The sequence below is a fragment of the Nitratireductor sp. ZSWI3 genome (assembly GCF_024655565.1).
Classification (GTDB): Bacteria; Pseudomonadota; Alphaproteobacteria; order Rhizobiales; family Rhizobiaceae; genus Nitratireductor.
On the sequence record NZ_JANKOF010000093.1, the window covers coordinates 1 to 19,345 of the forward strand.

Annotated in this window: 20 protein-coding genes; 9 read left to right on the forward strand and 11 right to left on the reverse strand. The window is 66.1% G+C overall.

Annotation, left to right across the window (positions count from 1 at the left end; translation table 11 throughout):
* Nucleotides 1-125 precede the first annotated feature (125 nt).
* The 3 genes from NUU27_RS20775 to NUU27_RS20785 form a co-directional block, all read right to left on the reverse strand.
* Complete coding sequence (locus NUU27_RS20775) at nt 126-2,180, reverse strand: bifunctional aldolase/short-chain dehydrogenase (protein ID WP_257764144.1); 2,055 nt, start codon at nt 2,178-2,180, stop codon at nt 126-128.
* 42 nt (nt 2,181-2,222) lie between these two features.
* Nucleotides 2,223-3,188, reverse strand: a complete 966-nt coding sequence (locus tag NUU27_RS20780) for a sugar-binding transcriptional regulator (protein WP_257764145.1) — start codon at nt 3,186-3,188, stop codon at nt 2,223-2,225.
* 176 nt (nt 3,189-3,364) lie between these two features.
* Complete coding sequence (locus tag NUU27_RS20785) at nt 3,365-3,634, reverse strand: YMGG-like glycine zipper-containing protein (protein WP_257764147.1); 270 nt, start codon at nt 3,632-3,634, stop codon at nt 3,365-3,367.
* A 438-nt stretch (nt 3,635-4,072) separates the two neighbouring features.
* Here NUU27_RS20785 and NUU27_RS20790 point away from each other — a divergent pair, with 438 nt between their 5' ends.
* Entirely contained in the window at nt 4,073-5,662 is a 1,590-nt protein-coding gene (locus tag NUU27_RS20790) for a BCCT family transporter (protein WP_257764148.1), read from the forward strand.
* Nucleotides 5,663-5,735: 73 nt separating this feature from the next.
* Here NUU27_RS20790 and NUU27_RS20795 read toward each other — a convergent pair whose 3' ends face one another.
* Entirely contained in the window at nt 5,736-6,740 is a 1,005-nt protein-coding gene (locus NUU27_RS20795; protein ID WP_257764149.1) for a polysaccharide deacetylase, read from the reverse strand.
* A 210-nt stretch (nt 6,741-6,950) separates the two neighbouring features.
* On the opposite strand from NUU27_RS20795, the gene NUU27_RS20800 reads away from it, so the two are divergent.
* The 8 genes from NUU27_RS20800 (at nt 6,951) to NUU27_RS20835 (ending at nt 13,334) form a co-directional block, all read left to right on the forward strand.
* Nucleotides 6,951-7,616: a tetratricopeptide repeat protein gene (locus NUU27_RS20800; RefSeq protein ID WP_257764150.1), complete on the forward strand. Its 666-nt coding sequence runs from the start codon at nt 6,951-6,953 to the stop codon at nt 7,614-7,616.
* Between the two features lie 11 nt (nt 7,617-7,627).
* Nucleotides 7,628-9,055, forward strand: a complete 1,428-nt coding sequence (der, locus tag NUU27_RS20805; RefSeq protein ID WP_257764151.1) for a ribosome biogenesis GTPase Der — start codon at nt 7,628-7,630, stop codon at nt 9,053-9,055.
* A 237-nt stretch (nt 9,056-9,292) separates the two neighbouring features.
* Nucleotides 9,293-10,477: a cell wall hydrolase gene (locus tag NUU27_RS20810; RefSeq protein WP_257764152.1), complete on the forward strand. Its 1,185-nt coding sequence runs from the start codon at nt 9,293-9,295 to the stop codon at nt 10,475-10,477.
* A gap of 246 nt (nt 10,478-10,723) precedes the next feature.
* Complete coding sequence (locus NUU27_RS20815) at nt 10,724-11,080, forward strand: AtpZ/AtpI family protein (protein ID WP_257764154.1); 357 nt, start codon at nt 10,724-10,726, stop codon at nt 11,078-11,080.
* Between the two features lie 38 nt (nt 11,081-11,118).
* Nucleotides 11,119-11,868 (forward strand): F0F1 ATP synthase subunit A, encoded by a 750-nt coding sequence (locus tag NUU27_RS20820; RefSeq protein WP_257764155.1) that lies wholly within the window; start codon nt 11,119-11,121, stop codon nt 11,866-11,868.
* A 103-nt stretch (nt 11,869-11,971) separates the two neighbouring features.
* The gene (locus NUU27_RS20825; protein WP_008595464.1) at nt 11,972-12,196 is read left to right on the forward strand and encodes a F0F1 ATP synthase subunit C; all 225 of its coding nucleotides are present in this window, start codon (nt 11,972-11,974) and stop codon (nt 12,194-12,196) included.
* A 68-nt stretch (nt 12,197-12,264) separates the two neighbouring features.
* On the forward strand, nt 12,265-12,843 hold the full coding sequence (locus NUU27_RS20830; protein ID WP_257764156.1) for a F0F1 ATP synthase subunit B: 579 nt from the start codon (nt 12,265-12,267) through the stop codon (nt 12,841-12,843).
* An 11-nt stretch (nt 12,844-12,854) separates the two neighbouring features.
* Entirely contained in the window at nt 12,855-13,334 is a 480-nt protein-coding gene (locus NUU27_RS20835) for a F0F1 ATP synthase subunit B (protein WP_257764157.1), read from the forward strand.
* Nucleotides 13,335-13,738: 404 nt separating this feature from the next.
* On the opposite strand, the gene NUU27_RS20840 is transcribed toward NUU27_RS20835, so the two are convergent.
* The 7 genes from NUU27_RS20840 to NUU27_RS20870 all read right to left on the reverse strand — a co-directional run.
* A complete protein-coding gene (locus NUU27_RS20840) occupies nt 13,739-14,401 on the reverse strand; it encodes a ribonuclease HII (RefSeq protein WP_257764159.1) in 663 nt (220 codons plus the stop codon).
* A gap of 263 nt (nt 14,402-14,664) precedes the next feature.
* Nucleotides 14,665-15,819, reverse strand: a complete 1,155-nt coding sequence (locus NUU27_RS20845; protein WP_257764160.1) for a PA0069 family radical SAM protein — start codon at nt 15,817-15,819, stop codon at nt 14,665-14,667.
* Between the two features lie 323 nt (nt 15,820-16,142).
* A complete protein-coding gene (moaB, locus tag NUU27_RS20850) occupies nt 16,143-16,685 on the reverse strand; it encodes a molybdenum cofactor biosynthesis protein B (protein WP_257764161.1) in 543 nt (180 codons plus the stop codon).
* Entirely contained in the window at nt 16,678-17,562 is an 885-nt protein-coding gene (locus NUU27_RS20855; protein ID WP_257764163.1) for a 4-(cytidine 5'-diphospho)-2-C-methyl-D-erythritol kinase, read from the reverse strand. The genes moaB and NUU27_RS20855 overlap by 8 nt, the downstream gene beginning before the upstream one ends.
* 10 nt (nt 17,563-17,572) lie before the next feature.
* Nucleotides 17,573-17,758 carry a hypothetical protein gene (locus NUU27_RS20860; RefSeq protein ID WP_257764164.1) on the reverse strand — a complete coding sequence of 62 codons (186 nt, stop codon included), beginning with the start codon at nt 17,756-17,758 and terminating at the stop codon, nt 17,573-17,575.
* Between the two features lie 54 nt (nt 17,759-17,812).
* Nucleotides 17,813-18,688 carry a S49 family peptidase gene (locus tag NUU27_RS20865; RefSeq protein WP_257764165.1) on the reverse strand — a complete coding sequence of 292 codons (876 nt, stop codon included), beginning with the start codon at nt 18,686-18,688 and terminating at the stop codon, nt 17,813-17,815.
* A gap of 102 nt (nt 18,689-18,790) precedes the next feature.
* Nucleotides 18,791-19,345: tRNA1(Val) (adenine(37)-N6)-methyltransferase (locus tag NUU27_RS20870; RefSeq protein ID WP_257764166.1), on the reverse strand; the 555-nt coding region annotated here is incomplete at its 5' end.

A 19,345-nucleotide genomic window follows, 5' to 3' on the forward strand; every position in this document is an offset into this window, starting at 1 on the left:
GGCACCTTCTCCCCGTAAACGGGGAGAAGGAGGCTTGCATCAACGTTGCGGCCATCGACCTTCTCCCCGCCTGCGGGGAGAAGGTGCCGCAGGCGGATGAGGGGCAGGCGCCGACGCCAGCGCCCCTACCGCAGCGCCGCGGCGATGTTGCCGCCGTCGACGGTCGTCACGTCGGCCGTCGTGCGCTCGGCGAGCGCCTGGTGCAGGAAGGCCTGCGCCACATCCTCGGCGCGCACCTCGAGCCCGAGCAGATTGCCGCCCATATAGTCCTTTTCGGAAAGGCCGCGGGCTGCCGAGCGGCTGGCGATCATCTCGTCGGTCAGAAGGCCGGAGCGGATACGATCGGCGTTGACCGCGTTCGAGCGCACGCCGATGGCGCCGTAGTCGAGCGCATATTGCCGCGACAGGAACAGCGTCGCCGCCTTGGGCAGGCCGTAGGCCCCGAAATTGGCGCCGGGATTGACCGCCTGCTTGGAGGCGTTGAACAAGAGCACGCCGCCCGTGCCCTGCTGCTTGAACAGCCTGACCGCATTTTGCGCCACGCTCTGGTGGGCGAAGAAGTTGAGCTCGAAGCTCTTGCGCAGCGTAGCGTCTTCCAGATCGCCGATCTTGCCTTCCCAGGCGGCGCCCGCATTGGAGACGACGATGTCGACACCGCCGAACACCGCGCGCGCCTTGTCGAAGGCGGCGCGCACGGCAGCCGGGTCGGTGACGTCCGCGCCGACGCCGATCGAGGCGTTGCCGGCCAGCCGGGCCACTTCCTTTGCCTTATCCTCGTGCAGATCGACGACCACCACATGGGCGCCCTGCGAGGCGAAGAGCCTGGCCGTGGCCGTGCCGATGGCGCCGGCGCCGCCGGTCACCAGCACGACCTGCCCGGAAAGCGGCTTCGGCTTGTTGGAGGCGAGCTTGGCCTGCTCGAGCGACCAGTATTCGAGCTCGAACAGGTCGGACAGCGCCAGCGGGTGGAACGAGCCGATCGATTCGGCGCCGGTCACCGCCTCGACCAGCATCTCGCCGACATCGGCGGCGATCTTGGCCTCCTTCAGGCTGCGGCCGTGGCCGACGAGGCCGAGGCCGCGCACCAGCGTCAGGCGCGGCATCGGGTCGAGCATGGTGCGCGCGACGTCGTCGGCGGCGTCGTTGGTCTCGAAATACGTCTTGTAGCGGGCTGCAAACTCCGCGACCTTCTCGCGGATGATCTTGCCATATGCGTCGAGCTTGCCGGCCTCCGGCGCGGGCAGGACCATCGGCCCGGTCTTGATTCGGATGGAGAGGTCCGGTGTCGAGACGCCGCGCGTCGCCAGTTCCTCGGCCGTGTCGGCATTCACGTAGTCGAGGATCTTCGGCGAGGTGCGGAAGTCGCAGACCATGCGGGCGTACCTGCCGTCGCCCTCGTCGATGGCGATGGCGCCGCGCAGATAGGGCATGATCTCGGCGGGCGAGGCAAGTTGCGGGGGCAGGGGGACCGGGCGGAACGGCGTCTTGCTGTTCCGGGCCACGTAATCCTCGGCGATCGAGACGAACTCGATCATCAGGCTGTAGGCCGTCCGGGCATCCTCGGCGAAGGTGAAGATGCCGTGCTTGTCGAGGATCAGGCCCTCGACCGCGGGATTGGCGTCATAGATGTCGGCGGCGGCCTTGGCGAGGTCGAAGCCGGGCTTGATGTAAGGCACGAAGCCCAACCGGTCGCCGAACACCTTCTTGCACAGCGCTTCCGACTCTTCCTGGTCCACCAGCGCCAGGACGGCGGTGGAGTGGGTGTGATCGACGAATTTGTGCGGCAGGAAGGCATGCAGCAGCGTTTCGATGGAAGGGTTGGGAGAGCCGGGATCGATGAGGTTGGCGCGCTGCATGGCCACCATGTCCTCGTCGGCCAGGGTCTCCAGCCGGCGCGCTTCCAGAAGCGCATCCATCTTCACCGCCGGCAGACCGGCTGGCTCGATCACGCCCATGTCCCAGCCGCTGCCCTTGACGCACAGAACGTCCCATTGGCGGCCCAGAATGTCGCTTGCCTTGGTTTTCAGCGACGTGTTGCCGCCGCCGTGCAGCACCAGTCTGGGTTCCCCGCCGAGCAGCCGGGTCGTGTAGACCCTCAGGGCAAGGTCGCGGCCGACGCCTCTTTCGGCATAATGCGAGACGAGCTTTTCGGCTTCGCTGTCGTTCCAGAGATTCTGCATGGTCTTCCTGTGTGTTGACGTGGGTTTCGGGCCGGCTGCGGATCAGGCCGGTGCCGGTTGGCTGGCGGCATGATGCTCGACAAGCCGCGCCGCCATGGAGGAGGTCGTCACCAGATGCGTGAAGAAGCGCCCGGCGATCGCCGCCAGGAGCGGTTCGAACTTCTCGTCCTCCTGCACGACCATGAGGCGTCGGGGGATCGCCCGGATGGCGTCGAAATCCGCCGAGATCATGCGCCGGTTGTAGTCGCAATCCAGCAGCCTGCCGTCGGCCGTGATGATCTGCCCGGCGATGACGCCGGCAGCGCCCATCGCCTTGAGCTTTTCGAGTTCGTCGAGGCTCAGCGCCCCGCATTTGATCACATGGCTGTCGGTGTCGAGCGTGCCGACCGTGAACAGGGCGAGGTCGCAGGCGCCGATGCCGTCGAGCTGCTCGCGGATGACCGGCTCCTCGCGCAGCTCGCGCGCCAGCTTCTCGGTGCTGAGCACGAGCGGAGCGTAGAAATTGAGGCCCCTGGCGTTGAGCCGGCGGGCGATCTCCATCGTGCACTGGTCGGGACGATAGGAATAGGGCGACCCCAGATTGCCGCACATCTCGACCACCGTCACGCCTTCCCGGTCGGCATAGTTCATAGCGTCGGCGATGGCGTAGACGGTGCGCCCCCAGGCGACGCAGACCCGGTCGCCGTTCTCCACCATCTCAAGGAAGACGTTGGCGGCGAGCGTCGGGATCTCGGCGGCGGGCGTCGCCGACAACTCATCCTCGCCGGTCAGCCAGACCGTGTCGAGGCCGAACGCATCCTCGGCGCGGCGTGCCAGCCGGTCGTCGCGGAAGAGGTGGGTGGAGGTCGAGATGTTGACGATCCCCGCTTCGCGGGCTCTGCGCAGGTAGAGCGCGACGGAGGCGCGCGAGATGTTCAGCCGCTGCGCCACCTCGTCCTGGCGCAGGCCATGCGTGTAATAAAGCCAGGCGGCCTTGTGTATGATCTGGTCCGTGGGACGGTAAGCCATGCCGCTCCTCCTCTCGACATTATTCATGTCGATTGACAAAAGTCAATCAGAGCTGGCGAGAGCTCTTAAGGTGGGAGCCGCTGCCCCGCTGAAGCGCGCATAGAAAAAGCCGGGGCGTCAACCGCGTCCCGGCTCTGCTTGCTTGTCAGGCGAAGGCGCGTTGCGCGCCTGTTCGCTCAGTATCCGCGCGGGCAGGCGGCCTCGTAGCGGCGGCCGTATTCGTCGCGATAGATGCAGCGGTTGCTGTTTTCCGATGCACGGCCGATGAGGGCACCGGCCACCGTGCCGATCGCACCGCCGACGATCGCGCCTTCAACCTTGTTGCCGGAAGCGAGCGCGCCGATTGCCGCGCCGCTGGCACCACCGAACGCCGCGCCCTGCTCCGTCGGCGTGCAGGCGGCGAGGGCGAGAAGCAGTGCGGGTACAAGAAGGATGCTCTTTTTCATGGGTCCTCTCCAGATGGTCCTTTATGCATAAAGCCGCAGGCGTCGAATTTGTTCCGCATGCGGGTTTTGAATGAATGTCCCTATAACGCTATCACGTAGGAATTAAATCAGGCCAAATTCGGACCTGCAATTGCAGTTTGCGTCGAGTTGTATGCATCGCAGGCGCGGCAGCACCTGCAAGGAGCGGCGACCGGCGCGCTCGAGCGATGATGACCCGCTCGCTCGATTCCGGCAAGTTTTGGGCTTTTTTTAGCCGTCGGGGGTTCCATCGACGGCACATTTGTTCAAGTTTGGTCTCAATCCACACTTTCGAAGTCGCATTCAGGCCATGCGTCATGGCGCTTTTCGGCCACGCTTCATCTTGTGGAGGAATGTTCCGGCGGCGGGCGGCTTTGAAAGTCGTTTGCCTCCAGCCATCGGACAGAAATGGAGCAAATAATGTCTGAAACAACCCTTGAGGAGGATCACGGGCTTGAAGCGGGGCAAGACAATGTCCGCGTGCTTGGCCTCGATGTTCATAATCCTGTTTTCTTCGTCTCCGCGGTGCTCATCATAGCCTTCGTCATCGTCACGCTGATCTTCCGTGACGTGGCGGGCGACGTGCTGGGCGGGCTGCGCACCTGGCTGACCTCGACCTTCGACTGGGTCTTCATGCTGTCGGCCAATCTGTTTGTGCTTTTCTGCCTCGTCGTGGCGATCTCGCCCCTCGGTAAGGTCAGGCTGGGCGGCAAGGATGCTGTCGCCGAATATTCCTATTCCGGCTGGTTCGCCATGCTTTTTGCGGCCGGCATGGGCATCGGCCTGATGTTCTTCGGCGTTCTCGAGCCGATGTATCACTTCAACAATCCGCCGCTCGGCCTCGCCGCGCCGCTGGCCGATGGGCAACTCGTGCAGGGTGCCGTGCCGGCGGCACGCGAGATGGGCATGGCGGCGACGATCTTCCATTGGGGACTGCACCCATGGGCGATCTATGCGGTGCTGGCCCTGTCGCTGGCGCTGGCGACCTACAACAAGGGGCTGCCGCTTTCCATCCGGTCGGCCTTCTATCCCATCTTCGGCGAGCGGATCCGCGGCTGGACCGGCCATCTGATCGACATCATGGCGGTGTTCGCGACGCTCTTCGGCCTCGCCACCTCGCTCGGCTTCGGTGCCTCGCAGGCGCTCGCCGGTCTGAACGAGCTCTACGGCGTGCCCAACACGGACACGATGAAGGTGCTGCTCATCATGGGCATCACGGCGATCGCCCTGGTCTCGGTGGTCGCCGGCCTCGATGCGGGCGTCAAGCGCCTGTCGGAGATCAACATGGTGCTGGCCGTGCTGTTGCTGCTCTTCGTCATCGTCTTCGGTCCGACGCTCGCCATCGTCACCGGCTTCTTCTCCAACGCCTGGTCCTATGTGAAGGAACTGCCCGCGCTGTCCAACTGGATCGGCCGCGAGGACGCCGAGTTCATGCACGGCTGGACCACCTTCTACTGGGCCTGGTGGATCTCCTGGTCGCCCTTCGTCGGCATGTTCATCGCCCGCGTCTCGAAGGGGCGCACCGTGCGCGAGTTCATCGTCTGCGTGCTGATCATCCCGACCGTCGTCTCGATCCTGTGGATGACCACCTTCGGCGGCACGGCGCTCAACCAGTTTCTCACCGAAGGCTATACGGGCGTTCAGCAGACCGTGGTCGACTACGTGCCGGAGCTGTCGCTGTTCGCCATGCTGGCCGACCTGCCGCTGGCGGGGGTCAGCTCGCTGATCGGCATCATCCTGGTGATCGTCTTCTTCGTCACCTCGTCGGATTCCGGTTCGCTGGTGATCGATACGATCACGGCCGGCGGCAAGATCGACGCGCCGGTCGCCCAGCGTGTCTTCTGGGCGCTGTTCGAGGGGCTTGTGGCAATCGTCCTGCTGCTCGGCGGCGGGCTTGCTGCGCTTCAGGCCGGCGCCATCGCGACGGGTTTCCCCTTCGCGATCCTGCTGATGATCATGCTCTACGCCACCTTCAAGGCGCTGCGCGCGGAGCGGCAGAGCGGGCAATAACGCCCGAAAAACGAAGGGCCCCGGCGGCTATGCCGGGGCCCTCAGTGGTTTCGTCCGGTTCTCCAAGGAAGAATCAGGTGCCGCCCCCCGCGGAGCTTGCGCCGCGCTCGGCCTTGCCGGAGATCTGGGCGATGTAGTCGCGGTAGCTGACGCAGCGGACGTCCTGCCTGACGCAGACCTCGCGCGTGAAGCGCTCGAGCGCGTTCCAGTAGGCGCCGTCATTCATCAGGGTGAAGTGAAAGCCGAGCTGCACCGGCGTGCGCTTGCCTTCATACTGTTTCCGGAAGCTTGTCAGGAAGGCCTCATAGGCGCGTTCCTCGAAGCTGGAGGCCTTCTCCGGCTTTTCCTTGCCGCCCGAGTGGCGCACATACAAATTGTAATCCATGGCGATGACCTGCTTCTCGCGCGGTCCCTCCGGAATGAGCGGCAGGGAAAAGCGCATCACATCGCCGCGCGTCGGCAGGGCCGGCCCGCGCGAGACGCCGCTGGCGTCATAGGCGAAGCCGCGGGTTTCGAGCGCCCGGTAGAGCGCCTTGTTCGTCGACAGATAGGGGGCGCGGAAACCGCGAATCTCTGAACGCACGAAATTCCGCCAGCCGGCCGGCTCGCCGTCGATCCCGTTCAGTTTCCAGGCGTCCGAGACGATCTTCGTGAACTGGTCGAACTCACTTTCCCAATCCGCGGCGCTCCAGTCCTTGCCGTCGAAATGGCCGCAGGCATGGTTGGCGATGTCGTGTCCCTCGGCCCGCGCCGACCAGATCTGGCTGAGGCGGCCGGCAACGTCCTCGCGCGAATAGCCGTAGCCCACATTCGAGCGTCCGCGCGCCATGCCCGGTGCCTGGTAGGTCTGGCGCGTCTGCGACGACAGAAGGTAGACGCAGGACAGGAAATAGGTGAAGCGCGCCCCCGTCTCCCGCCCCAGTGCGCGGCTGCGCTCCCACTGCTCCAGATGCAAAGCCCCGTCGAAGGAGACGATCACATACTGCGGCGCTCGCGGGGAGGCGGCCGCGCCGCCATTGGCAAAGGAAGGGGCCGTCAGCGCCAGTGCCGCGGCACCCGCGCAAAGGAATTTCAGCATGAAAACGAGTTCCCGGGATGCATTCGAAAGGTGGTCGGGTAGCGTTGAAATATGGCCCGAGTTGGGAGCGACCTCCAACGCCTCGAAACGGCCCTGAAATCAACAGAATATCGGTGAATCGCGCGCGCCCCCTTCCATGCGGGCGAATTTCGTCTAAAAAGCGCGAAAACGAAGTCATCGCGGGATCCTCCCGCCAGATACGGTTTGCTCATGTCCGACGACAGTTTCATTCGCGAGGTCAACGAGGAGCTCCGTCAGGATCAGCTCAAGTCGATCTGGCGCCGCTTTGGTCCGATCGCCATCGGGGCGGCGGTGCTGCTCGTGCTGGCGACGGCCGCCTATGTCGGCTACGAGCGCTGGACGGCTTCACGCGCCAACGCGTCGGGCGATGCCTTCTCCCAGGCCCTCGACCTTGCCCGGCAGGGCGAGAACGACGAGGCGCTTTCGGCTTTCGCCGAGCTTGAGGAGACGGGTTACGGCTCTTATCCCCTGCTGGCGCGCATGCGTGCGGCGACCGTGCTTGTGGCAAAGGGAGATGCGGATGGAGCCGTTGCCGCCTTTGACGCGATTGCCGCGGACCGTTCCATCACCGACGTCATTGCCGATGTCGCCCGCCTGCGTGCCGGCCTGATTCTCGTCGATCACGGCTCCTATGCCGACGTCGCGGCGCGTGTCGAGACGCTGACCGCGGACGGCAATGCGCTGCGCCATTCGGCGCGTGAGGCGCTCGGCCTTGCCGCCTGGAAGGAAGGCAAGCGCGAAGACGCCCTGAGGCTGTTCGAGCAGATCGCCGGCGATGCCGCCGCGCCGCGCAACACGCGCCAGCGCGCCGAGCTGATGACCGAACTGATCGCGGGCTCGAGCGCGGCGGAATAGCGGGCAGCTCCATGGCCTTCAAGCTCGCGATCATCGGCCGTCCCAATGTCGGAAAGTCGACGCTGTTCAACCGGCTGGCGGGGCGGCGCCTGGCGATCGTCGACGACACGCCCGGCGTGACGCGCGACCGCCGCTCGCACCCGGCACGCCTGCAGGATCTGCGCTTCGAAGTGATCGACACGGCAGGGCTGGAAAGCGCCGCCGCTCCGACGCTCGAAGGGCGCATGCGCGCCCAGACGGAATTGGCCATCGACGAGGCCGACATCGTGCTGTTCATGGTCGACGCACGCGCCGGCATGATGCCGGACGACAGCACTTTCGCCAACCTACTGCGCCGCAAGGGAAAACCCGTGGTGCTGGTGGCCAACAAGACCGACGTCAACGCCGCCGCCGGCGGCGTGCTCGACGCCTGGGGGCTCGGTCTCGGCGATCCGGTCGCCATTTCCGCCGAGCACGGTCTCGGCATGTCGGATCTGCGTGATGCGATCGTCGAGGCGCTGGGCGAGGACGTCGCGCTGGCCGAGGAGGTCGAGCCCATCGCCCTGCCGGGCGAGGAGATCGCCGTCGGCGAGGACGTCGATCCCGATGCCGAGGAGACGCCCTACGACGCCAGCAAGCCGCTGCGCATCGCCGTGATGGGGCGGCCCAATGTCGGCAAGTCCACATTGATCAATGCACTGATCGGCCAGGACCGGATGCTGACCGGCCCGGAAGCCGGCATCACCCGCGATTCCATTTCCGTCGATTGGCACTGGCGCGACCGCAAGATCAAGCTGTTCGACACGGCCGGCATGCGCCGCAAGGCGCGCGTGCAGGAGAAGCTGGAAAAGCTGTCGGTGGCCGACGGCCTGCGCGCCGCGCGCTTCGCAGAGGTGGTGATCATCGTCTTCGACGCGACGATTCCCTTCGAGAAGCAGGATCTGCAGATCGCCGACCTCGTCATGCGCGAGGGCAGGGCGCCGGTGCTCGCCTTCAACAAATGGGACCTGATCGAGGATCGCCAGGAGACGCTCGCCGAATTGCGCGAGAAGACTGAGCGGCTCCTACCGCAGGTGCGCGGGCTGCAGGCCGTGCCGATCTCCGCCGAGACGGGACGCGGGCTCGACAAGCTCATGGAAGCCGTGGAGAAGACGCACCGCGTCTGGAACAGCCGCGTTTCGACCGGCCGGCTGAACCGCTGGCTCGAGGGAGCCACGGCGCAGCATCCGCCGCCCGCCGTCGCCGGCCGCCGGCTGAAGGTGAAATACATCACCCAGATCAAGACCCGTCCGCCGGGCTTCGTGGTCTCGTGCTCGCGGCCGGATGCGATGCCGCAATCCTATGTACGCTATCTGGTCAACGGCCTGCGCGAGACTTTCAATCTCTACGGCGTCCCCATACGCATCGCATTGCGCACGTCGGACAATCCCTATGCCGGCCGCGCCAGGAAGCGCGGCTGACGGATCGCGCATTCCCCTCCGAGGATTTGAGGCGCCTCGCGCGCGCCCGTTAACCAGCGGTCAAGGTTAACCAAATATGCTCCGGGCAACTGGTGGTGCGATCCCAACAGATGGTGCCCATCTGTTGGGAAAATCGCCCCACCAGATCAACAGCTTGTGGGCTGACTTGTCGAAATGGATGGAGGCCATCTGTTTCGGTCAGACCACTGGGGTCGGGTTGCGTAGCGGAGAGTGTGGGTGCTTCGTCGGACAGCTAGAACGCCGCGCGCGGCGAATGGTGAAGAACGTTCCTTTCTCGCGCCGGCACTGGTGGCGCTTGGGTTGTGGATCGGTTTTCCCGGCGTCGTCGCGCATCAGGACATGGCCGGCTTCATTTCCGGCGAGGAGGGGGCGGGGCCACGCTGGGCGGCCTTCGTGGAACGCTCCGTGGCCGGATCCGTCCACAAGGCCGAAATGCCGTTCGTCGACGCCGGCCTGAGCACCGCCAGCGTTTCGGGGTCCGGTGTCTCGGCACCGGGGATCGGCCCAGTCGCCTTCCGCGGCAAGAAGGGCTTCACCGGCACGACGCCGGACGAGAAGCGGATCAACCGCGCCGACAAGAAGGGACGCCTGGTGCAGGTGGTTCCCGTGCAGCCGCCCAAGCTCTTCAACGCCGGTTCCATCTTCGAGCAGAGCAGCTTCCTTCTCGATCGCCCTTCCGCCGGTGAGCCGCGGATGGCCTTCGTCAAGCCGCAGATCAAGGGCGAGGAGGTGAAGATCGCCTCGGCCTTCTATATGAAGCAGGAGAAGAGGCCCGATCCGCGCCTGCCGACACAGCTTGCCGAACTCGTCAACAACGACCGCGCCGACATTCTCGCCACCGCCTATGCACCGGCGGAGCCGGACTATGCCAAGGCATCGCCCTTCGCCAGCATCCTGCGCGAGGAAGATCCGTTTGACGGCCGGTTCGTGCCGCCGGTCGGCACGAAGGATCACCCGTGGGCACGCCAGCCGCTGCCAGCCGGCGTTTTTTCCGAAAGCGAGCAGCGCTGCCTTGCCGCCGGCATCTATTTCGAGGCGCGCGGCGAGCCGGTGAAGGGGCAGGCCGCCGTCGCCCAGGTGATCCTCAACCGTGTGCGCAATCCCACCTATCCGAATTCGATCTGCGGCGTCGTCTACCAGAACGAGAAATGGCGCAACCGCTGCCAGTTCTCCTTCGCCTGCGACGGCATCCGCGACCGCGTGCAGAGCCCGGCCCATTTCAAGATGGCGCAGGAAGTGGCCATGGCGACCACGGCCGGCAAGATCTGGTTGCCCGAAGTGGGTTCGGCCACCCATTACCACGCCACCTATGTGCATCCGCGCTGGGCCAATGCGATGGAGCGGGTGAAGAAGATCGGCCAGCACATCTTCTACCGCACCTATGGCGGCGGCTGGAACTGATCGCGACCGAGAAATCAGGTCCAGCGGCGCGCGGAATCTGTCGAACAACCGCCGCGATTCCGGTGCTGCGCGCATTTGTGCGCGCTGCGCGCTTTGTCGCACCTGGTTAGTCTGTTGATTCTATTGAATTTCCCGACTTTGTGAATGGGCGTTGCGGCGGCTTGACTGGCGCGAGGGCGGTCACTATGTTGCGCGCGACTTTCAAGCGGATAGCCGCTGACCAGCAAACCCGGTACGGAGGTTGCGGTGGCCAAGGACGATCGGCCGGACGATTTGGATCGCCGGCGGCGCGATCTGGAGCGGGCCCTCGCCTCGAAACGGCCGGAGCAGCAGGATGGCGGCGAGGGGAAGAAACAGGGTGGCGCGACGGGCTACGGCAACGCGTTGAAGCTGTCCAGCGAGTTCATCGCCGGCATTGCGGTGGGCGTGGGGCTGGGCTGGTTCATCGATCGCATGGCCGGAACGTCTCCCTGGGGCTTGATCATTTTCCTGCTTCTCGGTTTTGGAGCAGGTGTTCTCAATGTCCTGCGCTCTGCGGGGCTGATTGCTGAATTCGGGGCCAAGCCGCCAGCCGGCAAGAATGGCTCCGGGACGAAAAAGTAGACGGCGCACCCGCGCCATCCAGAAGCGAGGGGGTCCACGTGGCCAACGATCCGATCCACCAATTCCAGATCTCCAAATGGATTCCGATCGAGATCGGCGGGCTGGATTTCTCCTTCACCAACTCCTCGGCCTTCATGGTCGCGACCGTGGCGGCGGCCGGCGCCTTCCTCTTCCTGACGACCTCGAGCCGCGGCCTGGTGCCCGGCCGTCTTCAGTCGATCTCGGAGATGGCCTACGAGTTCGTCGCCTCGATGCTGCGCGACGCCGCCGGCTCGCACGGGATGCGCTTCTTCCCGTTCGTCTTCTCGCTCTTCATGTTCGTCCTGGTGGCCAACCTCCTCGGCCTCTTCCCCTATTTCTTCACGGTGACCAGCCACATCATCGTCACCTTCGCGCTGGCGCTTCTGGTCATCGGCACCGTGATCGTCTACGGCTTCTGGAAGCATGGTTTCGGTTTTCTGAAGCTTTTCGTGCCGGAGGGCGTTCCAGCCGTTCTCGTGCCGCTGGTGGTGCTGATCGAGGTCGTCTCCTTCCTGTCCCGTCCCATCAGCCTTTCCGTCCGTCTCTTCGCCAACATGCTGGCCGGACACATCACGCTCAAGGTTTTCGCCGGTTTCGTGACGTCGCTGAGCGCGCTCGGCGCGGTCGGTGTCACCGGCGCCGTGCTGCCGCTCATCATGACGGTAGCCATCACCGGCCTCGAATTCCTCGTGGCCTTCCTGCAGGCCTATGTCTTTGCGGTGCTCACCTGCATGTACCTCAACGACGCCCTGCATCCGAGCCACTGACCGCGACGGAGAGGTTCGTTCCGGACAAGGAATAAAGGTTCACCGGCGGTCACCGCCAAGTCTGAAGAAAACACGCAAATCCGCGATCACAAGGAGTTTTGAAATGGAAGTAGAAGCAGCAAAGGCCATTGGCGCGGGCATCGCCTGTCTCGGCATGGGCGGCGCCGGTATCGGCCTCGGCCACATCTTCGGCAACTACCTGGCGGGCGCCCTGCGCAACCCGTCCGCAGCCGACGGCCAGTTCGGCCGCCTCATCTTCGGCTTCGCCGTGACCGAGGCGCTCGGCATCTTCTCGCTGCTCGTCGCGCTGCTCCTCCTCTTCACCTAAGCGCGCCGGAAAGCGTGCGGGGCCGGTCGCCTTTCTGCGCGGCCGGCCGGTTTTTCAAGAGGTAGACAATGTTTGTGGCATCGGCATTCGCCGCCTCGGCGCAGGACGCCGCGGAAGCGACCCATTCGGAAACCGGCGTGGCGCCCGACGGCGCGCATGGGCCGAGCTTTCCGCCCTTCGATTCGTCCACGTTCCCTTCGCAGCTTCTGTGGCTGGCGATCACATTCGGGCTTTTCTACCTGTTTCTGAAACGCGTCGTCCTGCCGCGGATCGGCGGCATCCTGGAAGTGCGGCGCGACCGCATCGCCCAGGATCTCGACCAGGCGGCGCGGATGAAGGAAGACGCGGATCAGGCGGTTGCTGCCTATGAGCAGGAACTGGCGGATGCCCGCAAGAAGGCCAACGTCATCGGCCAGGAAGCCCGCGACGCCGCCAAGGCGGAAGCGGATGCCGAGCGGCAGAGCGTCGAGAAGGAACTCGAGGCGAAGCTCGGCGAGGCCGAGAAGCGCATCGCCACCATCAAGGACACGGCGATGAAGGACGTCGGCACGATCGCCGAGGACACCGCCGCAGCAATCGTTCAGGAACTGGTTGGCGGGCGCCTCGACAAGACTGCGGCGGCCGCTGCCGTCAAGGCCCTGAAGTAGGAGAGGCTGTGATGGACGCGACATTCTGGGCTTTCATCGCCCTGGTGATTTTCCTGGCGGTGCTGTTTTACTACAAGGTGCCGGGAATGATCGGCAACTCGCTCGACGAGCGTGCCGGGCGTATCCGCAACGAGCTGGACGAGGCGCGCAAGCTGCGCGAGGAGGCCCAGCAGCTTCTGGCCGAATACCAGCGCAAGCGCCAGGAGGCCGAGCGCGAGGCACAGGACATTGTCGGTGCCGCCAAGCACGAGGCCGAGCTTCTGGTCAAGGAAGCCAAGCAGAAGACCGAGGAATACGTTGCCCGCCGGACCGCGCTCGCCGAGCAGAAGATCGCTCAGGCCGAGCAGGAAGCGGTGAACGAGGTGCGCGCCAGCGCGGTGGATCTCGCCGTGGAAGCGGCCCGCAACGTCCTGTCGAGCAAGGTCGATGCCAAGGCCGGTGGGGACCTTTTCAAGGCATCCCTGCAGGAGCTGAAGAGCAAGCTGAACTGATCGCAGTTTTTCACTGCCGGTCGACAAGGCGCCGCGGGCTTGCCCGCGGCGTTTTCTTTTGCCCGTGTGACCCTTTGCTCGGGCCTTCGCCCGGCCGAACTGCTAGGCTGCCTGGTCGACGGATCCCGGAGCCGCTGCGGCACCTGCACGCGTTTTCCGGCTTTGGCTGAGGCGGCTTTGGCTGAAGCGGGCCCTCGTCGTCGGCCTCTCCCGGCCGGGCAATCGCCTATGGACTTGGCTGCCCCACTCCGCCTCGGGGCTTTGCCCCGAGCCACCTCTCTCCCACATCCGTGGGGAAGAGGAACCAAGCAGAGCGACCGGGGGCGCTTCCTCGCCCCCTTGCGGGGAAGAGGTGGATCGGCCGCAAGCCGAGACGGAGTGGAGGCCCAGCCTCCGTTTCAACCTCAGTCGGGAAGGCTCTCGCGCAGCGGGGCGAAACTCATGCGATGCAGGCGCAGGACCGGACCGTGCTCGCTGATCGCCAGGCGGTGGCGCTTGGTGGCATAGCCCATATGCGCCTCGAAACCGTGATGCGGGGCCACGAAGGCGGCGCGGGCCATCATGCGGTCGCGCGTCACCTTGGCGACGATGGAGGCGGCGGCGATGGACTGGCTGCGCTGGTCGCCCTTGACCACGGCACGGGCCGGGCAGGGAAGCCCCGGCGGGATGTCGCGGCCGTCGGCGAGCGCGAAGCGGGGCTCGGTGCACAGGCCGGCGACGGCGCGGCGCATCGCCTCCAGGCTGGCGCGCAGGATGTCGGAACCGTCTATGCTGCTGGCCGAGAGGGAGGCGACGGAGACGCTGACGGCGGTCTCGACGATGGCCCGGAACAGCACCTCGCGCGCCTCGGCGGTGAGTCGCTTCGAATCGTCGAGCCCCTCCGGCACGCGGTCCTTGTCGAGAATGACGGCGGCGGCGACCACCGGTCCGGCGAGCGGCCCGCGCCCCGCCTCGTCGAGCCCCGCGACGGGCATGTGACCCTCGCGCATCAGGCCAGCCTCCATATGGAAGTCCGGGCGGACAGGCAAATCGAAAAGGGGCGGAGAATCAGAACGCGCACGAGCCATGGTGCGGCGATGCTCGCATCGGTTCCGATTCTCCGCAAGGTCTCCCCGGCAACGAGGGGCGGAAGGCGCCGGGAAGCTTCCGTCGGCCTAGGGGAAAGCAAGGCCGGACGGGAACTGTGCGCCGCAGCGCGGCGGCGGGCGAGGCTGCCCGCTGGATCGCGATGATTTGGATTGACTCAATCCAACTCATAAACGCGATCGCTTTCAAAAAGTCAGAGCGGGATGCGGGCGGAAAAACGCTTCACACTTTTCCTCATCCCGCTCTAAAGAAGCATCAGCTGCTCGGCCCCCGCGCGTGGCGGGACGAAGAGATCGCTCCTGAGCTTCAGCCTCTCCCTGTTCAGGCCGAGCCGCCTTGCGGCGATCTCGAAGCGACGGCCGATCTGCCAGGCATAGGGGCCGGTGCCCTTCATGCGCTTGCCCCATTCGGCGTCGTAATCCTTGCCGCCGCGCATGGAGCGGACCAGCGATACGACATGCCGGTAGCGGTCGGGCGCGGCACGTAGCAGCCAGTCCTTGAAGATCGGGTTCACCTCGAGCGGCAGGCGCAGGATGATGTAACCGGCCTCGCGGGCGCCGGCCGTGGCCGCCGATTCCAGGATGCGCTCGATCTCGCAATCGGTGAGACCGGGAATGACGGGTCCCATCATCACCGAGGTGGGAATGCCCGCCTCCGACAGCGCCCGCACGGTCTCCAGCCGCCGCGCAGGCGTTGCCGCCCGCGGCTCCATGGTGCGGGCGAGCTTGCGGTCGAGCGTGGTGACCGACAGGGCAACCTTCGCAAGACCCTGCTCGGCCATGCGCGCCAGAATGTCCATGTCGCGCAGGACCAGGGCCGACTTGGTGACGATGCCGACCGGATGCTTGTGCGCCTCCAGCACCTCGAGGATCTCGCGCATGATGCGGAATTTCTTCTCGATCGGCTGGTAGGGGTCGGTGTTGGTGCCGATGGCGATGGTCTTCGGCTGGTAACCCGGCTTGGCGAGCTCACGCTCCAGAAGCCGTGCCGCGTCGGGCTTGGCGAACAGCTTCGATTCGAAATCGAGCCCCGCCGAAAGCCCCATATAGGCGTGCGTCGGCCGCGCGAAGCAATAGACGCAGCCATGCTCGCAGCCGCGATAGGGGTTGATCGAACGGTCGAAGGAAATGTCCGGCGAGGTGTTGCGCGTGATGATGGTGCGCGGCCGCTCCACCTGGACTTCCGTCTTGAACGGCGGCAGGTCCTCGATGGAGCCCCAGCCGTCGTCGAAGACGTGGCGCGACACTGGCTCGTAGCGGCCGGACGGGTTGATGCCGGCGGCCCGCCCGCGGCGGCGCTCCGCATCGATCCGGACGCCCGACCGGTCGACCATGGCGTTTGCCATGGCGGCTCCGCCGCCCTCGAAGGCGGCAATGTCGGCGCGGACGATCTGTTCCATGGCGGTTTCTCCATGCATGGCGATGCCGGCGGCGGGCCGGGGGATGCGGGGCGGAACGGCCGCGCCGGCATCGCCGGTGATGAATCTATTCCTATTTCACGAATGAGAACAAAGCAAGAACTTTCTTCTTGTCGTGAGAGCGAAAGCGGTTGTCCACAAGGAACGCTCCGGCTGCGGCCGTTTGTTTTCCGGGCGAATGCGGACGCGCGGCAGCCTGCCTCGCCCTGCGCGGCCGGGAGCGATGCAGGAGCGCTGTGAGGAACTGGCCGGTCCCGCGCGGTTATAGCAAGGGAGGAGGGTGTTGACCGAACTGGCCGGAGGAATCACCCGCCGCGTTTCAGGTGCTCGGCCAGCCGCGGCATGATCTCGACGAAATTGCACGGCATGTGCCGGTAGTCGAACTGGTCCTTGAGGATGCCGTCCCAGGCGTCGCGGCAGGCGCCGGGAGAGCCGGGCAGGGCGAAGACGTAGGTCTGGTCGATAAGGCCGGCCGTGGCGCGCGACTGGATGGTGGAGGTGCCGATCTTGTCGTAGGAGATGCGGTGGAAGACCTGCGAGAAGCCGTCCATGCGCTTGTCGAACAGCGGCTCGATCGCCTCGGGCGTCACGTCGCGGCCGGTGAAGCCGGTGCCGCCGGTGGTGATGATGGCATCGATGTTGGCGTCCGTGCACCACAATTCGACCGCCATGCGGATAGCCTCGACATCGTCCGGAACGATCCGGCGGTCGGCCAGCACATGGCCGGCGGCCTCGATGCGCTCGGCCAGCGTCGTTCCCGAGCGGTCGTCCTCCATGCGCCGCGTGTCGGAAACGGTGAGCACGGCGAAGCGTACGGGGATGAAGGAGCGTTCCGTCTTATCAGGCATGGGCTGTCTCCGCGGCAAGGGTTTGCGTGGGCAGCACGAACCAGTCGGGCCGCGCCTGTGCGAGCGTCCTGCCGGCGCGCTCCGCCGAGAAGGGCGAGCTAAAGACGCCGAAGCAGGTGGCGCCCGAGCCGGACATGCGCGCGGCGAGCGCGCCGGCGCCTTCGAGCGCCTCGAGAACCTCGTCGATCTGCGGCACCAGGCGGCGGGCCGGCGGCTCGAGATCGTTGCGGGCCCCGCGCAGCCAGCCGGCGACGACCTTCGCGTCCGGCACCGGCTCGAGGGCGGGCAGGGGAGCGTTGTCGCGCCGTTCGAGCGCCGAAAAGACATCGGCCGTGGCGAGCGGGATGTTCGGGTTGACGAGAACCATGGGCAGGGCCGGGAAAGACGGCAGTTCCTCCAGCGCGTCGCCGATGCCGCGCGCCAACAGCGGCCTTGCGGCAAGGCACATGGGCAGATCCGCGCCGAGGCGGAGCCCCAGCGCCGCCAGCCGCTCCTCGTCGGCTTCGAGCGCCCAATGGGCGGCGAGCAGGCGGAGCGCCGCCGCCGCATCGCTCGATCCGCCGCCGATGCCGGAAGCGACCGGCAGGTTCTTTTCAAGATGCAGCCGCACGGGAGCGCGGGCATCGCCGCCAAAGGTGGCGCGCAGAAGGTCGCGGGCACGGGCGATCAGGTTGTCGCCGTCGAGCGGCACATGGGCGGCGTAGTGGCCGGAGATGATGATCTCATCTGCCGAGGACTCCTCCACCTCGACAAGATCGCCGGCACCCGTGAAGGCGACGAGGCTCTCCATCAGGTGATAGCCGTCATCACGCCGCCCGGTGACGTGCAGGGCGAGATTCACCTTGGCCGGAGCAGTCATGCTGGCGGGCGCGGTCATGGGCCGGCCGTCAGTCCTTGGCCAGCCGGTATTCGCCGGTTTCCGGGTCGAGCACCAATGTTCCCATGCTGCCGTTGGCGGCTTCCTTGCGGGCGCGCCGCGCCTTGGCCGTCACGCGCTCGGCCTCGCGCACGAATTTGCGGTAGCCGGCAAAGGCCGCCACGCCCACCAGCGCGAAGAAGATCAGTTGCGGCATCGTCGAGCCTCCACTTCATGCCGTCCGGTCATCATATCCGGCGCGCCGCCGGGGTCAAAGTCCGAAGCGCTGCCACAGGGCCTGTTCCTCGGCGGCCTCCATCAGGCCGGTGGCCGCGCCGCCGGCGATCGCCACGCCGAAATCCGCCTGCCCGGCGAGGCCGCTGGAAACACTGAGCTTGCGGCCGAACAGGCCGCGTGCCGGCGTGATGAGCGCCAGCCGCGTCTTCTTGCCATAGCGTTCCTTGAGCGTGGAGCGCATGTCGCCCAGCCCGTCGACGAGGCCGAGCTCGAGGCCCCGCTCGCCGATCCAGAAGGCGCCGGTGAAGAGGTCGGGATCGTCGGCGAGCTTGGCGCCGCGCCGCTCCTTCACCATGCCGATGAAGATATCGTGCATCGCGAGCTGCAGCGCCTTCAGCCGTTCCACGTCTTCCTTCTTCTCCGGCTGGAAGGGATCGAGGATCGCCTTGTTCTGCCCGGCCGTGTGGACGCGGCGCTCGACGCCGATCTTCTTGATCATCTCCTGGAAGCCGAAGCCGGAGGAGATGACACCGATCGAGCCGACGACCGAGGACGGGTCGGCGATGATCTCGTCGCCGGCGAGCGCGATCATGTAGCCACCCGAGGCGGCCACGTCCTCGACGAACATGAACACCTTTTTGTCCTTCTCGACGGCGAGATCGCGGATGCGCTTGTAGATCAGGCGCGACTGGACTGGCGCACCGCCCGGCGAGTTGATGGAGAAGGCGACCGCCGGAGCCTCGGAAAAGGAGAAGGCCTTCTCGATCACACCGGCCGTGGTGGCCAGCGACAGGTTCTGGCGCAGGGGGCTCGACGACGGCATGATCGCTCCGGCCAGCCGCACGACGGGAATGATGACGGCGTCGCCGCGCAGGCGTTTTGGAATCAGTCGGCTGAAAAGGCGTCGCAAGGTCTGGCGCTCCGGTTCTGGCGATCTCGATCGTTTCCAGCATGTAGGCATTTACGCGCGCCGCGCAATGGCAATGGCCGGCAGGGCTGCCGGCCGGCCCCGCTACAGCGCCGCGCGGCCGTTGGCGAGCGCGTCGGCGCGAGCCGAGACCCGGCCGTCGGCATCGTGCAGGACAAGCGGTGGCAGGAGGGTGAGGCCGGCACGGCTGCCCTTGACGGCGCGCAGGACGATGCGGATGGCGGCGCGCTCCGCATCCGGGTGGACGGGGACGATCTCGACGCCGCCGAAACGGCGCTCCAGCGCCGAAAAGATGGGCGCGAGGGAGGCCGGGCGGGCGATCAGCGCCAGGCGCCCGCCAGGGCGGATGATGGCTGCGGCCGTGCGCAGCCAGCGTTCGAAGAGATCGTCGCTCATCACATGGGCATCGCGTTTCAGGGCGTCGGGCGTGGCGCGGTCGCCGGCGCTGTTGAACGGCGGGTTCATGACGACGGCCTCGAAGGCATCGTTGGCAAGGCCGGCGGCGGCGCGCGCCGCCCCGGTCAGCGTCACGTCGGCCTGCAGCACGGTCAGCCGCGAGGCAAGCCGCGCATTGTGCGGCAGCGCCAGGCTGCGGCGCGCGCAGTCGGCCATCTCCGGGGCGCGCTCGACGAGGGTGAC

Bases quoted from the DNA above. Each gene is read 5' to 3' on its own strand.
- NUU27_RS20855 (WP_257764163.1), bottom strand. From the start codon at position 17,562: ATGACCGCGCCCGCCAGCATGACTGCTCCGGCCAAGGTGAATCTCGCC.
- NUU27_RS20790 (WP_257764148.1), top strand. From the start codon at position 4,073: ATGTCTGAAACAACCCTTGAGGAGGATCACGGGCTTGAAGCGGGGCAA.
- NUU27_RS20800 (WP_257764150.1), top strand. From the start codon at position 6,951: ATGTCCGACGACAGTTTCATTCGCGAGGTCAACGAGGAGCTCCGTCAG.
- NUU27_RS20830 (WP_257764156.1), top strand. From the start codon at position 12,265: ATGTTTGTGGCATCGGCATTCGCCGCCTCGGCGCAGGACGCCGCGGAA.
- NUU27_RS20835 (WP_257764157.1), top strand. From the start codon at position 12,855: ATGGACGCGACATTCTGGGCTTTCATCGCCCTGGTGATTTTCCTGGCG.
- NUU27_RS20780 (WP_257764145.1), bottom strand. From the start codon at position 3,188: ATGGCTTACCGTCCCACGGACCAGATCATACACAAGGCCGCCTGGCTT.
- NUU27_RS20785 (WP_257764147.1), bottom strand. From the start codon at position 3,634: ATGAAAAAGAGCATCCTTCTTGTACCCGCACTGCTTCTCGCCCTCGCC.
- der (WP_257764151.1), top strand. From the start codon at position 7,628: ATGGCCTTCAAGCTCGCGATCATCGGCCGTCCCAATGTCGGAAAGTCG.
- NUU27_RS20795 (WP_257764149.1), bottom strand. From the start codon at position 6,740: ATGCTGAAATTCCTTTGCGCGGGTGCCGCGGCACTGGCGCTGACGGCC.
- NUU27_RS20840 (WP_257764159.1), bottom strand. From the start codon at position 14,401: ATGGCTCGTGCGCGTTCTGATTCTCCGCCCCTTTTCGATTTGCCTGTC.
- NUU27_RS20845 (WP_257764160.1), bottom strand. From the start codon at position 15,819: ATGGAACAGATCGTCCGCGCCGACATTGCCGCCTTCGAGGGCGGCGGA.
- moaB (WP_257764161.1), bottom strand. From the start codon at position 16,685: ATGCCTGATAAGACGGAACGCTCCTTCATCCCCGTACGCTTCGCCGTG.
- NUU27_RS20860 (WP_257764164.1), bottom strand. From the start codon at position 17,758: ATGCCGCAACTGATCTTCTTCGCGCTGGTGGGCGTGGCGGCCTTTGCC.
- NUU27_RS20775 (WP_257764144.1), bottom strand. From the start codon at position 2,180: ATGCAGAATCTCTGGAACGACAGCGAAGCCGAAAAGCTCGTCTCGCAT.
- NUU27_RS20825 (WP_008595464.1), top strand. From the start codon at position 11,972: ATGGAAGTAGAAGCAGCAAAGGCCATTGGCGCGGGCATCGCCTGTCTC.